This is a genomic window from Mycobacterium lentiflavum (assembly GCF_022374895.2).
Classification (GTDB): Bacteria; Actinomycetota; Actinomycetes; order Mycobacteriales; family Mycobacteriaceae; genus Mycobacterium; species Mycobacterium lentiflavum.
Genome location: NZ_CP092423.2, coordinates 5807455 through 5820295 on the forward strand (window position 1 = coordinate 5807455; position 12841 = coordinate 5820295).

The 12841-nt window shown below is 65.9% G+C and carries 14 protein-coding genes and 1 pseudogene; 12 read left to right on the forward strand and 3 right to left on the reverse strand.

Going from position 1 to position 12841, the window contains the following annotated elements; all coding sequences use genetic code 11:
• Window positions 1-18 precede the first annotated feature (18 nt).
• The 3 genes from MJO58_RS27055 to MJO58_RS27065 all read left to right on the forward strand — a co-directional run bounded on the left by MJO58_RS27055 (window position 19) and on the right by MJO58_RS27065 (window position 2832).
• Complete coding sequence (locus tag MJO58_RS27055) at window positions 19-807, forward strand: DUF2470 domain-containing protein (RefSeq protein ID WP_239721536.1); 789 nt, start codon at window positions 19-21, stop codon at window positions 805-807.
• A 51-nt stretch (window positions 808-858) separates the two neighbouring features.
• Window positions 859-2100 carry an LCP family protein gene (locus MJO58_RS27060; RefSeq protein WP_239721537.1) on the forward strand — a complete coding sequence of 414 codons (1242 nt, stop codon included), beginning with the start codon at window positions 859-861 and terminating at the stop codon, window positions 2098-2100.
• Between the two features lie 174 nt (window positions 2101-2274).
• On the forward strand, window positions 2275-2832 hold the full coding sequence (locus MJO58_RS27065; RefSeq protein WP_239721538.1) for a ferritin: 558 nt from the start codon (window positions 2275-2277) through the stop codon (window positions 2830-2832).
• Here MJO58_RS27065 and MJO58_RS27070 read toward each other — a convergent pair.
• Complete coding sequence (locus MJO58_RS27070) at window positions 2829-3653, reverse strand: glycerophosphodiester phosphodiesterase (protein WP_090597849.1); 825 nt, start codon at window positions 3651-3653, stop codon at window positions 2829-2831. The genes MJO58_RS27065 and MJO58_RS27070 overlap by 4 nt on opposite strands.
• A gap of 4 nt (window positions 3654-3657) precedes the next feature.
• Window positions 3658-4719, reverse strand: coding sequence for a DUF4328 domain-containing protein (locus MJO58_RS27075; protein ID WP_239721539.1), 1062 nt, complete (start codon window positions 4717-4719; stop codon window positions 3658-3660).
• A gap of 936 nt (window positions 4720-5655) precedes the next feature.
• Here MJO58_RS27075 and MJO58_RS27080 point away from each other — a divergent pair.
• From MJO58_RS27080 to rraA, 9 genes and pseudogenes are all read left to right on the forward strand, one after another.
• On the forward strand, window positions 5656-6279 hold the full coding sequence (locus MJO58_RS27080; protein WP_090608247.1) for a superoxide dismutase: 624 nt from the start codon (window positions 5656-5658) through the stop codon (window positions 6277-6279).
• A 197-nt stretch (window positions 6280-6476) separates the two neighbouring features.
• A complete protein-coding gene (locus tag MJO58_RS27085) occupies window positions 6477-7010 on the forward strand; it encodes a peptidase (protein ID WP_090597853.1) in 534 nt (177 codons plus the stop codon).
• A gap of 45 nt (window positions 7011-7055) precedes the next feature.
• Window positions 7056-7408, forward strand: a pseudogene (locus MJO58_RS27090) (TMEM165/GDT1 family protein); the annotation flags it as partial.
• A 498-nt stretch (window positions 7409-7906) separates the two neighbouring features.
• Window positions 7907-8305: a transcriptional regulator gene (locus tag MJO58_RS27095; protein WP_090608251.1), complete on the forward strand. Its 399-nt coding sequence runs from the start codon at window positions 7907-7909 to the stop codon at window positions 8303-8305.
• 120 nt (window positions 8306-8425) lie between these two features.
• Window positions 8426-9082, forward strand: a complete 657-nt coding sequence (locus MJO58_RS27100) for a DUF6474 family protein (RefSeq protein WP_239721540.1) — start codon at window positions 8426-8428, stop codon at window positions 9080-9082.
• 15 nt (window positions 9083-9097) lie between these two features.
• A complete protein-coding gene (locus tag MJO58_RS27105; RefSeq protein ID WP_090597858.1) occupies window positions 9098-9763 on the forward strand; it encodes a YcnI family copper-binding membrane protein in 666 nt (221 codons plus the stop codon).
• Window positions 9760-10272 (forward strand): copper resistance CopC family protein, encoded by a 513-nt coding sequence (locus MJO58_RS27110; protein ID WP_090597860.1) that lies wholly within the window; start codon window positions 9760-9762, stop codon window positions 10270-10272. The genes MJO58_RS27105 and MJO58_RS27110 overlap by 4 nt, the downstream gene beginning before the upstream one ends.
• A gap of 106 nt (window positions 10273-10378) precedes the next feature.
• Complete coding sequence (locus MJO58_RS29000) at window positions 10379-10825, forward strand: Rv3852 family protein (protein ID WP_434086282.1); 447 nt, start codon at window positions 10379-10381, stop codon at window positions 10823-10825.
• A complete protein-coding gene (gene rraA, locus MJO58_RS27120; RefSeq protein ID WP_090597862.1) occupies window positions 10825-11304 on the forward strand; it encodes a ribonuclease E activity regulator RraA in 480 nt (159 codons plus the stop codon). The genes MJO58_RS29000 and rraA overlap by 1 nt, the downstream gene beginning before the upstream one ends.
• Here rraA and MJO58_RS27125 read toward each other — a convergent pair.
• A complete protein-coding gene (locus tag MJO58_RS27125) occupies window positions 11301-12770 on the reverse strand; it encodes a flavin-containing monooxygenase (protein WP_090608253.1) in 1470 nt (489 codons plus the stop codon). The two genes, rraA and MJO58_RS27125, sit on opposite strands and share 4 nt — an antisense overlap.
• Between the last annotated feature and the right edge of the window lie 71 nt (window positions 12771-12841).

Genomic DNA, 12841 nt, shown 5'->3' on the forward strand with positions numbered 1-12841 from the left:
TAACGACGAAGGGGAACGATGTTACCGCTGACCAGCGCCGCGCCGACGACTGCCGAACGCATCCGCAGCGCCTGTGCCCGGGCCGGCGGCGCCCTGCTTGCGGTCGAGCGCGAGGAGCCGGTGCCCACGCCGGTGCACCACCTGCTGCACGACGGATCCTTCGCGGTCGCCCTGCCCAGCGACGGCACGGCGGGTGGCCGGGTCTGCGTCTCCCAAGCGCTGCTCGAACTGACCGACTACGCACCGCTTCCGCTGCGGGAGCCGGTGCGTTCGCTGGTGTGGGTCCGCGGCCACCTGCGCCAGGTCCCGCCGAACGAGATAAACCCCACCCTCGATGTGATCGCCAGCGAGTGCCCGCATCCGGCGCTGCTGCAGGTGGATACGCCGAAGTGCATGCCGCCGACCCCGGGCGAGGATCGCTACACGCTGCTGCGGCTCGAAGTTGCGTCCGTCGTGGTTACCGACGCCACCGGCGCCGAGCCCGTCGACATCCGGGACCTGCTCGCGGCGCGTCCCGACCCATTCTGCGAGATCGAGTCGAGCCTGCTGTGGCACCTGGACACGGCCCACGGCGACGTCGTCGCCCGCTTGGTGTCGCGGCTGCCGGCGCCGTTGCGGCGCGGACACGTGCGCCCGCTGGGGCTGGACCGCTACGGGGTACGGTTCCGTGTCGAAGGCGGCGACGGCGACGACCACGATATCCGGCTGCCGTTCCACAAGCCGGTGGACGACATGACCGGGTTAAGCCAGGCCATTCGCGTGCTGATGGGTTGCCCCTTCATCAACGGCTTGCGCGCCCGCCCGTAACCGGGCGCGCCGCACGCCGGGCACCCCGAGTGGGGCACGTAAGTTAGCTGGGTGAACGGCGACCGATCAGCACACCGTGAACGCCGTCGGCGTCCGATCCCGCCAGAGCCGCGTGCCGAGCCGCCGCCGATGCTGCATCGCCCCACCAATCCGCCGCCGTCTGCTACCGACCAGACGGTGCCGCTCCCCCGAATCTCGCCGCCGGTGTCCGTCGGCGCGGCGGGCCCCGGCCAGGTGGCGCCAAGCGACAAACCGCGATCGCGCGCACGGCCACGCGACCAGTCGTCGCCGCCGTCGGACCTGCCGGGCGTGCACCGCAAGCCCAAGAAGCGCCGCTGGGGACGGGTGATCGCGTCGACACTGTTGACCGGTTTCCTGCTGACCGTCGTCGTTGTCGTGGGCGGCGGCTGGTGGTTGGACACGACGCTGCATCGCACGACGGTGCTGACCAATTACCCCGATCGACCGGCATCCAGCCGCGGCACCAACTGGCTACTCGTAGGGTCGGACAGTCGCCAGGGCCTGTCGGCCGAGCAGCAGGAGAATCTGGCCACCGGAGGCGATGTCGGTAGCAGTCGCACCGACACGATCCTGCTGATCCACATCCCCGCGCTGGGGTCGAGCAATCCGACGACGATGGTGTCGATACCGCGCGACTCGTTCGTGCCGATTCCGGGACATGGCAAGGACAAGATCAACTCAGCCTTCGCGATCGGCGGGGCACCATTACTGGTCCAGACGGTGGAGCAGGCTACGGGACTGCGCCTTGACCACTACGCCGAGATCGGGTTCAGCGGCTTCGCGGCGGTGGTGGACGCCCTCGGCGGCGTCACCGTCTGCCCGACCGCGCCGATCAACGATCCGTTGGCCGGCATCGACCTGCCCGCCGGCTGCCAGAAGCTGAACGGCCGCAGCGCGCTCGGATACGTTCGGACCCGCGACACCCCTCGAGCGGATCTGGACCGGATGGTCAACCAGCGGCAGTTCATCTCGGCGCTGCTGCACCGCGCGGCCAGCCCGTCGGTGTGGCTCAACCCGTGGCGCTGGTACGCCGTGCCGCACGCCGCGGCCGAGGCGCTCACGGTCGACGACCGCGACCACGTCTGGGACCTGGCCCGGCTGGGCTGGGCGCTGCACGGATCGACCACCACACTGACCGTCCCAATCGGCGACTTCGCCAGTAACAGCGCGGGCTCGGTAGTGGTATGGAATCACGACGTCGCGGGCCAGCTGTTCGAAGCGCTGGTCGCCGACTCCGCGGTGCCCGCCGCCGCGCTCGAAGGGCAGTCATAATGAGTTCGTGACGCTAATACGCGTCGTAATTCCCGAAATATTCCACGCGTAATGTTGTCTATTTATACTGAGGTAAATATGGCTGGAACAATGCGCTTACATAGTTCTGAGAATATTTCCTGAGACGGTCCTACACCCGTTGCCCGGCCTTCTTACCTGCGCTAAGCTGCTGGCATGACCGAGACGGACGCCCCCAAGTCGAAGTTCCACTCATTACTCCAGGAACAGATTTCCCACGAATTCACGAGCTCTCAGCAATACGTCGCGATTGCCGTTTATTTCAGCGCCGCCGAACTACCACAATTGGCGAAACATTTTTACGGCCGCGCGCTTGAGGAACGCAATCACGCAATGATGTTGGTGCAGCATCTGCTCGACCGTGACGTTCCGGTCGAGATCACGGGCGTCGACGCGGTGCGCAACCGATTCGACCAACCGCGCGACGCGCTGGTCCTGGCTCTCGAGCAGGAAAAAATCGTCACCGAACAGATCACCCAGCTGGCCCGGGTGGCGCGCGACGAGGGTGATTACCTCGGCGAGCAGTTCATGCAGTGGTTCCTGCAAGAGCAGGTCGAAGAGGTCGCGGTGATGAAAACCCTGGTGACGGTGTCCGACCGCGCCGGGGCCAACCTGTTCGACCTGGAAAACTTCGTCGCCCGCGAGGTGGCTACTCAGGGCATCAGCGCGAGTGCCCCGCCGGCCGCGGGCGGCCACCTGGTCTCGCCGGTCTAGCCCCTGCCGTCGAGGGTCCGCGCGTTTTCCAGCCAGGTTTTCGTGCGGCCGGGGTGGTTGGTAGCGATCCAGGCCACCCCGACGTCCCGGCAGAAGTCGATGTCGTCGTACCCGTCGACGGTCCAGCAATACACCGCCCGGCCCTGGGCGGCGGCGCGATCCACCAGTTGCGGATATTCCTTCAGCGCGACGACCGAGGGCCCGACGGCTGTGGCCCCGACGGCCGTGGCCGCGCTGCTGGTCAGGTAGCGGGCATTCCGGCCGAGCAAAACCGTAGGCAGCAGCGGTGCTGCTCGGCGGATTCGCCACACGGCCGCGGCCGAGAAGGACATCACCACCGCGCGCGACCGGTCGGCCGACGCCGGCGAAGCGATGCCGTAGCGGTGCAGCAGCGCCAGCAGCTTGCTTTCGACCAGCGAGCCGTACCGAACCGGGTGCTTGGTCTCGATGAACAGCTTGACCGGCCGGTTCCAGTCGAGCACCAGCGATACCAGGGCATCCAGCGTCAGCAGGCTGGTATCACCGTGGGTGCCATCGGGCCGCCAACTGTCGTGCCAGGCACCGAATTCCAGCTCGCGCAACTGGGCGAGCGTCATGGTGCTGACTAGACCGGCGCCGGTCGAGGTCCGGTCCAGCCGGCGGTCGTGCACGCACACCAAATGGCCGTCGCGGGTCAGCCGTACATCGCATTCCACCCCGTCGGCCCCCTCTTTGAGCGCGAGGTCGTACGCCGCCTGCGTGTGTTCGGGGCGAGCCGCCGACGCGCCGCGATGGGCGACGACAAAGGGATGCCCGGCGACCACCTCGTCGGCCCACGTCATATCCCTATGCTGCCGGTTCCTCCCCCTTCAACTCAACCGGAGCCGCGTCGGACTCAACCGGAACGGCGTCGGACGCGCCGGGCCGAGCCGGGAGATCTGGGGTTACCACGACCCAACGGTGCGCGGGGCGTGCTACGGGTTTGCGTTCGAATCCCTCGAATATCCGGGCCACGGCGGCCAGCGTCGCGGCCGCGAACAGGTACCCGAACACCATCAGGACGGTGTTGTTCGCGATGCCCTGGGGATCGGTGGCGAAACTGGTGAGGATGGCCCAGATCGACACCGCGTAGCTGACAACCCAGGCGATCCACCATTCGACGATGGGTCGGCGCACTCGACCGAGATGATCCTCGAGAGCGGCCAACTCGATGACGTAGACCGGAGCCCACAGCAGATTGACCAGCGGCACGGCGCAGCCGGCCCACAACGCCGCGACCGAGCGATAATCGGCTAGGCCGTAATGCGCAAACACCGCTGCCCGCCGCGCGATCAGCCACCGAATCAGAAGCACCCCAGAGGTGATCAGCGCGATGAGGGCCGCCACACTGGCCAGATCCCCCAGCCAGTCCGCCGCGGTCGCCACGATCGAGTTCAGCAAGGTCTTTCGGTTGTAGACCAACAGCACATACCGGGCGACGTACACCAGCGCGGCAACGCCGAGCGTGAGCACGCTGATGAACAGCACCAGACGCACCAGCGCGGACGGCGGCCCGGCCGGCGCCGAACCCTCGGGGCCCGCCGCGGTCTGCGCGACGCGGTCGGTCAACCCCCAGCGCGGGATCACCGCGTAGCGAGGCGTGGGCCCGAGCACCCGTCGGCCCCGCCGCATGGGGGGTGCGGCACCCGGACGCACCGCGATCCAGCGGAAGCCCGGCGGCAACCGCGGCGGGGTGCGTTGCGGCGTGATCGACCGAGCAGGCGGGCTGGCGGGCGTATTCCACCCGGGGGCGGCCCCCGCGGTGTCCGGCAGTGGTGCGAGCAGCGCGCCGCGGCAGCGGGGGCACCACTCGCGGCGGCGTTCGCGCACGTTCCACCGAGTGCCGCACTGGGAGCACACCTGGATCACCGGACCAGCGTATCCCTGGCGACGATGCGGGCCGCCGCAACGCGACTGTTCCCACCGCCGACGCGGCCCGTTCAGAACCACTGCAAGGCACCGCAAAGCGCCGCAAAGCACTGCAACGCAACGATCGTCCGGCGTTAACGCAAAGCACGGCCGCCGCGTAAATCCGCGTCGGTGCGCTCGGCGACTCGCCTTCGGCGCGCGTGGATGGGCCCCCTGTTGCGCCGGTCACAGCTACTTCATGGCTATCCACAGTTTCCACAGGTTTATCCACATGGGCGTTAGGGGTATAGACGCAATCAATCAGCAACTAGCGGTTAACCCTGGCCCCAACTGTGGATAACGCCGGGCGCTTTCGGCAGGTCATCGACAGGCCAGACACGGGGCCGAGCGAATCGACCGCCCGTTGCACAGCGATGTGGTCCGCCCTCGAATCACGCGGAGTCACCTTCCTCCCAGACCGGCCCCGGTCGCCGGCAGTCGGCGCGAATCCCCAGCTCAGCGAGTTGTTGCTAGGGACATTTTCCAACCCCATCACAAAGGGTTATGATCGCCATCACCAAAACTGTTGTGACTCACCTCACTCGACTGAGGTGACCGAGCGGTGAAAGGCGACCGATGGCGATGCATTCGTTGGGTTCGGGTACCCCGGCCCCGTCGAACTCGTATTCCGGATCGCCTGCCTGGAACCACAGTTACAGCATCGCTGCCTTGCGTGCCGGCCTGATCGCGTTGGCATTGCTCGCAGTTCTCGCGCTCATCGTTTTGTCTTGATTATTTCCTCTTGAAACGATGCCGAGCGGGTACTCGGCCCGCCGGCCCATTCGAGCGGTCCTTGCGGCGCGTGCAGTCATGGAGCAGGGTTGATTACGCTGAGCCTGTCGCGTGGCGGACTCCGTGCGAATGCGCGTTAAGACGATCATCGAGGAAAGGAATGCCGTGGCTGAATACACCCTGCCCGATTTGGACTGGGACTACGCAGCGCTGGAACCACACATCTCAGGTCAGATCAACGAGATCCACCACAGCAAGCACCATGCGACCTACGTCAAGGGTTTGAACGACGCCATTGCCAAACTCGAAGAGGCACGCGCCAACGACGACCACGCCGCGATCTTCCTGAACGAGAAGAACCTGGCGTTCCACTTGGGTGGCCACGTCAACCACTCGATCTGGTGGAAGAACCTGTCTCCGAACGGTGGCGACAAGCCGACCGGCGACCTCGCGGCCGCGATCGACGAGCAGTTCGGATCCTTCGACAAGTTCCGCGCTCAGTTCAGTGCGGCGGCCAACGGCCTGCAGGGCTCGGGGTGGGCGGTGCTCGGCTATGACACGCTCGGCGACCGGTTGCTGACTTTCCAGCTGTACGACCAGCAAGCTAACGTGCCGCTGGGCATCATCCCGCTGCTGCAGGTCGACATGTGGGAGCACGCCTTTTACCTGCAGTACAAGAACGTCAAGGCCGACTACGTCAAGGCGTTCTGGAACGTGGTCAATTGGGCAGATGTGCAGTCGCGTTACGCAGCCGCAACGTCGAAGACCCAGGGCCTTATTTTCGGCTGATTCCAGTCTCGTAGAGCTGAGGGCGTCACGCGGATCGCGTGGCGCCCTCAGCTCTATCCCGGCCCGGTTGGCTCGCTTCAGGAAAGGTAAGCACCCGTGGCCGTGTCGAGTTGCAACACGCCTAAACCGCAGGCATTCTTAACTATTCGAGCTACCAGCGTGGTTAATTCGGACGACGACGTCGCGCGGAGGTCGACATGGAAACTGGTTCGGGCCAGCCGATAGGGGTAGCCCCCTTCCATGCTCGTGGTGCCCTGAAGGGGTTTGTCATCTCCGGCCGTTGGCCCGACTCGACCAAGGAGTGGGCGCAGCTGTTGATGGTTGCGGTACGGGTCGCGTCGTTGCCTGGATTGCTTTCCACCACAACGGTATTCGGCGCCCGCGAGGAGTTGCCAGACGAGCCCGAGCCCGACACCGTCGGGCTGGTTCTCGCCGAGGGCACGGTATTCGGTGAATCAGCAATCCAGCCAGGGTATTTCGCGGATCATCAACCGCCGGCGCTGCTGATGCTGCATCCCCCGTCCGAAACCACACCGTCGTTGCCGGAATGCACCGGAGCAGCGTCGGGATGCGTCCTGTTACCGGGGTTGCCCTATCTGGGTTTGGAGCACCGGGCCGCATGGGTAGAAGCCGAAGCCGACGGCACCATCACGTCGATGGTGAGCCGCGTCGGCGTCGACCCCATCAGCCATCCCGACACCGCTATTCTGGCCATGCTGCTTGCGGCATAAGGGAATTCAAACGATTTAGTTCATAAACCGAATCCACAGATACGGCGCTTCGCATTGCTGACCGTAGTGTCGTCGTTCGCACTCGCCGAAATGAGTGACAAGACAACGCTGGCGACCGTGACGCGGGCCGGCGATCACGACTGGGTGGGCGTCTGGATCGGTAGCACCCTGGGTATGGCCTTGGCCGACGCCCTGGCGATTGGCGCCGGGATGCTGTTACACCGCCGGCTGCCCCAGCAGCTGCTACACATTGTGGCCGGCATGCTGATCCTCGAGTTCGGGCTGTGGATGCTGTTCGACGGCGCGCTGGGCTGGCGGTCGGTGGCCATCGCTGCGACCGTCGCGGTGGCGTTGGCTGCCGTATCCGGGGCAGTGGCGCAAACACTGCGACGCCGCCGCATCGAGGGTTCGTATGCGGGGAGGTCCCCGGAGACCGTCTAAGGCGCAGCGACGCTCGCCCGCGCAAGCCGGCCGAGCCCGGCAGTCGCCCCCAGAGGTATCTCTGAGGGCCATTTGCTGCACCCCTCCCCTCTTGAGGTGACAAAAATCAGACCAGACAGCAAAGTTGGCTTTCGATAGGTTTTCGCTACCAGTCCGTTGCGAGATATCCGCCCGACACCATCTGGCCGGCTGCGGCGCTACCCTTCGGCACAGCGCCGAAGGGTCCGGCTACCAGACTAGCTTTCTGCGGATAACCTGTGAGTTTTGTTCGCTTTATGGACACTACCGTCATTTAGTTGGACGCTCGTCAGGTGTGGATGCAGCGAACCCTTGTGGCGCCACCAGCGAACCCGCCCCCCTTTGCACCTGGTTGCGGACACAAACTCTCGCTACCATGGTCAGCAAATACACTTAGGTAACAGTTTCACTTCTACAGCCCAGTGGAGGTCATATCGATGAGCACGACGTTTTCCGCCCGCCTGAACCGCTTGTTCGACACGGTGTATCCACCCGGGCGCGGACCGCACACCTCAGCGGAGGTGATCGCGGCACTCAAGGCGGAGGGCATCACGATGTCGGCTCCCTACCTGTCGCAGCTACGCTCCGGCAATCGCACGAATCCGTCGTCGGCGACGATGGCCGCCCTGGCCAACTTCTTCCGGATCAAGTCGGCTTACTTCACCGACGACGAGTACTACGAGAAGCTCGACAAGGAGCTGGTCTGGATGTCCACGATGCGCGACGACGGTGTGCGTCGCATCGCGCAGCGCGCCGTCGGGTTGTCGCCTCAAGCGCAGCAGGACATCGTGGAGCGCGTCAACGAACTCCGCCGCGCCGAACACCTCGACGCCTAGCCGGTTTGCTCGGCGCAGCCCGCCCTGTTGGGTTGCCGCCGACCCGTTCCGATTAGGGTTGCTCACGGATCGCGTATACGCGACAGCGATAGTCCACGAGACACCGGGAGGCGGCCGGGAATGGGCCTGTTTCGCAAGCGAAAGACTCGCGCCACGCGTCGTGCCGAAGCCCGTGCGATCAAGGCCCGCGCCAAGCTGGAAGCCAAGCTCGATGCCAAGAACCAGGTGCGCCGGTTGAAGGCCGATCGACGGGCGGCCGACAAGGCGCTCAAGGCGCAGATAAAGTCGCAGCGCGACAGCGACCGCGCGGCGTTAAAAGTCGCCGAGACCGAGCTCAAGGCCGCGCGGGAGGGCAAGGTGCTGTCCCCGACGCGGATCCGCCGGGTGCTGACGGTGTCGCGGCTGCTGGCACCGATCCTGACGCCGGTGATCTACCGCGCGGCGATGGCCGCCCGCGCGATGATCGACCAGCGTCGCGCGGACCAACTCGGGATTCCTTTGGCGCAGATCGGCCAGTTCTCCGGGCACGGCGCCCAGCTGTCGGCGCGGATCGCCGGCTCGGAAAAGTCGTTGCGAATGGTGCAGGACAAAAAGCCCAAGGACGCCGAGACCAAGCAGTTCGTGGCCGCCATCTCCGAGCGGCTCACCGATTTGTCGGCGGCCGTCACCGCCGCGGAGAACATGCCGGCCGCGCGCCGGCGTGCCGCGCACTCGGCGATCTCCTCGCAACTCGACGGCATCGAAGCAGATCTGATGGCTCGACTCGGACTGACCTGAAAGTAGTGATCTGACATGCCATTCCGCGACAGGTGGATGTTGCGCGCCCTTTTTGTCTGCTGCACTGCCGCCGCGCTTTTCGTCGGCTCCGGGAGCGCCACCGCGTGGGCGCACGTCCATGCCAGCGCCGACAACGCGGTCCGGGGCGCCATGGCGATCGTGACCTTTCAGGTACCCAACGAATCCGACAAGGGCGCCGCGACCACGGCGCTGAGCGTCGCGCTTCCCAACGTCGCATCCGTGCGCACCGAAGCCATGCCCGGCTGGACGGCCAAGCTCGACCGTGACACGGCATCCGGCGTCGTGAAATCGGTGACCTGGACGGCGGCGCCGGGCGGCGGGATCGGCGTCGACCAGTTCGCGCTGTTCCGGATCTCGGTGAAACTGCCCGACACCGATACCGTCGACTTCCCGGCCACCCAGACCTACGCCGACGGGACGATCGTCAAATGGGATCAGCAACCGCTGGCCGGTGGCGGTGAGCCCGAGCATCCGGTGCCCACGCTGACCCTGGGTGCCGGGTCGGGCGCCCCGCATGAGCACCACCATTCGGGAACGCCCACCGATCACGGCGGCGGCTCGCTGTCGGGGGACAACATCGCGCGGGTGTTGGGCGGGGCCGCCCTGGTCGTGGCCGCGCTGGGCATCGCCCTGGTGCTGGTCCGCCGCCCCAGGACATGAGGCGGCAGGCCCTCGTCGCCTGGGTGGGCCTGCTGCTCGCCGCCTTGCTGTCTACCGCGACGCTGACCGCACCGGTTGCGTCGGCACACGCCACCCGGGTGTCCGCCGACCCCGCCGACGATGCGGTTCTCGCGACCGGTCCGAGCCGGGTGAGTGCCACCTTCAACGAGCGGTTGCAGACCACGTTCGCGGCCATGACCGTCGTCGGACCGGACGGCAATGTTTGGTCCACCGGAAACACCACGGTGCAGGGCGCGATCGTCGGCATCGCGCTGCGTCCCCTCGGACCGACGGGCACCTACACGGTCAACTACCGGGTGACGTCCGCCGATGGACACGTGGTGTCCGGGTCGTGGTCGTTCCGGCTGACGGTGGCCGGTACCGGCACGCCGGGACCCCCGGCCGCAACCAGCGACGCCGGCCACAGCGTCCCCGTCTGGCCGTTCGTCGCGGTGGCCGTGGCGATCGTCGGTGCGGGTCTGTTGCTGACCCTGCGCCGCAAGCCCTGACCGACCTGGTCGGCGGGCTGCGATCGCCCGTGCTGGCATGATGGGGTCCGACTAACTTTTGGTGGCGCTAACAGAGGCCGAGAGAAAGCTGCGAAGGAGCGGCCGCATGGCAGACCCTGAAGACCGACCCAACAGCGAGGCCAACGGCGCAGCGACGCCGCCGGAGAAGACGCCCCCCGCCAAGGCCGCCAACAAGGCACCCGCGAAGAAAGCACCGGCCAAGAAAGCGCCCGCGAAAAAGGCCGTCGCAAAGAAGGCTCCGGCCAAAAAGGCACCCGCGAAAAAGGCGCCCGCCAAGAGCCCCGCACCCACGCCCCCGAAACCGCCAGCGGCGCACCAGGATCCACACCCCGGGAACGAGCCCAATGGTGAAATTGCTGCTGCGGCCAAAGATATTGCCGCACAGGCGAAGTCCACTGTGGACGGCGCCAACAACCCGGTATCGGCGAACATTCCACAGTCGGTGCCCGGCTCGTCGACGTTGCCACTCGTGGTCGCCGTCGCGCTGAGCCTGCTCGCGATCCTGTTGATCCGGCAGCTGCGGCGCCGCTGATGAGCGTGTCCTTCCAGGCGACGGCCGACCTCGTCGACCGAATCGGATCCGACGTACGCAGCTGTGATCTTCAGTTCCGCCAGTTCGGCGGCCGCACCGAATTCGCCGGACCGATCCGCACCGTGCGCTGCTTCGAGGACAACGCGCTACTGAAATCCGTACTGTCAAAACCGGGTGCGGGCGGGGTGCTGGTGATCGACGGCGCCGGATCGCTGCACAGCGCGCTGGTCGGAGACTTGATCGCCGAACTCGCCCGCTCCAACGGCTGGGCGGGGCTGATCATCAACGGCGCGGTGCGCGACGCCGCCGCATTGCGCGGCATCGACATCGGCATCAAGGCGCTTGGCACCAACCCGCGCAAGAGCGCCAAGAGCGGCGTCGGCGAGCGCGACGTCGAGGTCAGCCTCGGTGGTGTGACGTTTGTGCCTGGCGAGATCGCCTACAGCGACGACGACGGCATCGTCGTCGTTAGCCCCTAAACCGCTACTCGCGCGCGCTTTTTCGCGAATCGCAGGCCCTCGTCGGCGACCTTGCCGCGGCGGATCGTACGCATGTCGAGCAGATAGTTCTGTTTGAGCCGCCACGGCTCGCGCGATCCCGACTTGGGCAGCAAGTGCACCGACCGCAGGAGGTAGCCGGGGCTGAAGTCCATGAACGGCAGTTCGTCCACGTCCTTGCCCGGATGCTGCGGCTCTACGTTGTCAAAGCCGTTGGCGTCCATGTAGTTCAGCAAGCGGCAGACGAATTCGGAGACCAGGTCGGCCTTCAGCGTCCAGGACGCGTTCGTGTAGCCGAAGGTGATGGCGAAGTTCGGCACGCCGGAGAACATCAGGCCCTTGTAGGTCATCAACGACGTCAGGTCGAAGGCCTCGCCGTTGCGGGTGGGCTGCACTCCGCCGAGTAATTGCATGTTCAAACCCGTTGCGGTGACGATGATGTCGGCCTGCAGTTCCGCCCCGGAAGTGAGCTTGATTCCGTCTTTGGTGAACCGGTCGATGGTGTCGGTCACGACGTCGGCCTTGCCGTGCCTGATGGCCCGGAAGAAATCGCCGTCCGGAGCCAGGCACAGCCGCTGGTCCCACACGTTGTAGCTCGGTCCGAAGTGCTTCTCGACGTCGTAGCCCTTCGGCAGGCGCCGCTGCGCCATCGTCATCAGCAGATTGCGCATGTAGGCGGGGCGTTTACGGGCCAGCTGGTACTGAAAGGTGCTGAAGATGATGGCTTTCCAGCGATTTGCGACGTGCGCCCAGCGCTCCGGCAGCAGCCGGTTGGCCCGCACCGCGAAGGGGTCGACCCCGGGCAGCGAGCCGATGTAGGTCGGCGAGCGCTGCAGCATCGTCACATGGCCGGAGCCGGAATTCACCAGGGCCGGGATCAGCGTGATCGCGGTCGCGCCGGAGCCGATCACGACGATCTTCTTGCCCGCGTAGTCGAGGTCCTCGGGCCAGTGCTGCGGATGGACGATGGTGCCGCCGAAGTCTTCGGCGCCCGGGAACGTCGGCGAGTATCCCTCGTCGTAGTTGTAGTAACCGGTGCAGGCCAACAAGAACGAGCAGGTGATCTCGTGCTGTTTGCCGTCGCTCTCGACGGTCAGGGTCCACTGGTTGTCGGCGTCCGACCAATCGGCGGTCACCACCCGGTGGCGGTAGCGGATATGCCGATCGATGCCGTTCTCGACCGCGGCTTCCTTGATGTAGGCCTTGATGTCGGCGCCCTCGGCGATCGACTTCGCCGAGCGCCACGGCTTGAACCGGAATCCGAGCGTGAACATGTCCGAGTCGGACCGGATGCCCGGATATTTGAACAGGTCCCAGGTGCCGCCGAGATCGTCGCGGCGCTCCAGGATGGCATAGCTCTTGGTCGGGCAGCGGTCCTGCAGATGCCAGGCCGCGCTCACGCCGGAGATGCCGGCGCCGACGATGACGACGTCCAGGTGCTCAGTCATGACGGCCACGTTATCAACGCTGCGTCGATCTAGTCAACATACTGTTGAGATCATCAACCATGTGTAAAGTA

Coding starts and splice junctions, on each gene's coding strand:
- MJO58_RS27055 (WP_239721536.1), top strand. CDS start 19: ATGTTACCGCTGACCAGCGCCGCGCCGACGACTGCCGAACGCATCCGC.
- MJO58_RS27065 (WP_239721538.1), top strand. CDS start 2,275: ATGACCGAGACGGACGCCCCCAAGTCGAAGTTCCACTCATTACTCCAG.
- MJO58_RS27070 (WP_090597849.1), bottom strand. CDS start 3,653: ATGACGTGGGCCGACGAGGTGGTCGCCGGGCATCCCTTTGTCGTCGCC.
- MJO58_RS27085 (WP_090597853.1), top strand. CDS start 6,477: ATGGAAACTGGTTCGGGCCAGCCGATAGGGGTAGCCCCCTTCCATGCT.
- MJO58_RS27095 (WP_090608251.1), top strand. CDS start 7,907: ATGAGCACGACGTTTTCCGCCCGCCTGAACCGCTTGTTCGACACGGTG.
- MJO58_RS27100 (WP_239721540.1), top strand. CDS start 8,426: ATGGGCCTGTTTCGCAAGCGAAAGACTCGCGCCACGCGTCGTGCCGAA.
- MJO58_RS27105 (WP_090597858.1), top strand. CDS start 9,098: ATGCCATTCCGCGACAGGTGGATGTTGCGCGCCCTTTTTGTCTGCTGC.
- MJO58_RS27110 (WP_090597860.1), top strand. CDS start 9,760: ATGAGGCGGCAGGCCCTCGTCGCCTGGGTGGGCCTGCTGCTCGCCGCC.
- MJO58_RS29000 (WP_434086282.1), top strand. CDS start 10,379: ATGGCAGACCCTGAAGACCGACCCAACAGCGAGGCCAACGGCGCAGCG.
- rraA (WP_090597862.1), top strand. CDS start 10,825: ATGAGCGTGTCCTTCCAGGCGACGGCCGACCTCGTCGACCGAATCGGA.
- MJO58_RS27125 (WP_090608253.1), bottom strand. CDS start 12,770: ATGACTGAGCACCTGGACGTCGTCATCGTCGGCGCCGGCATCTCCGGC.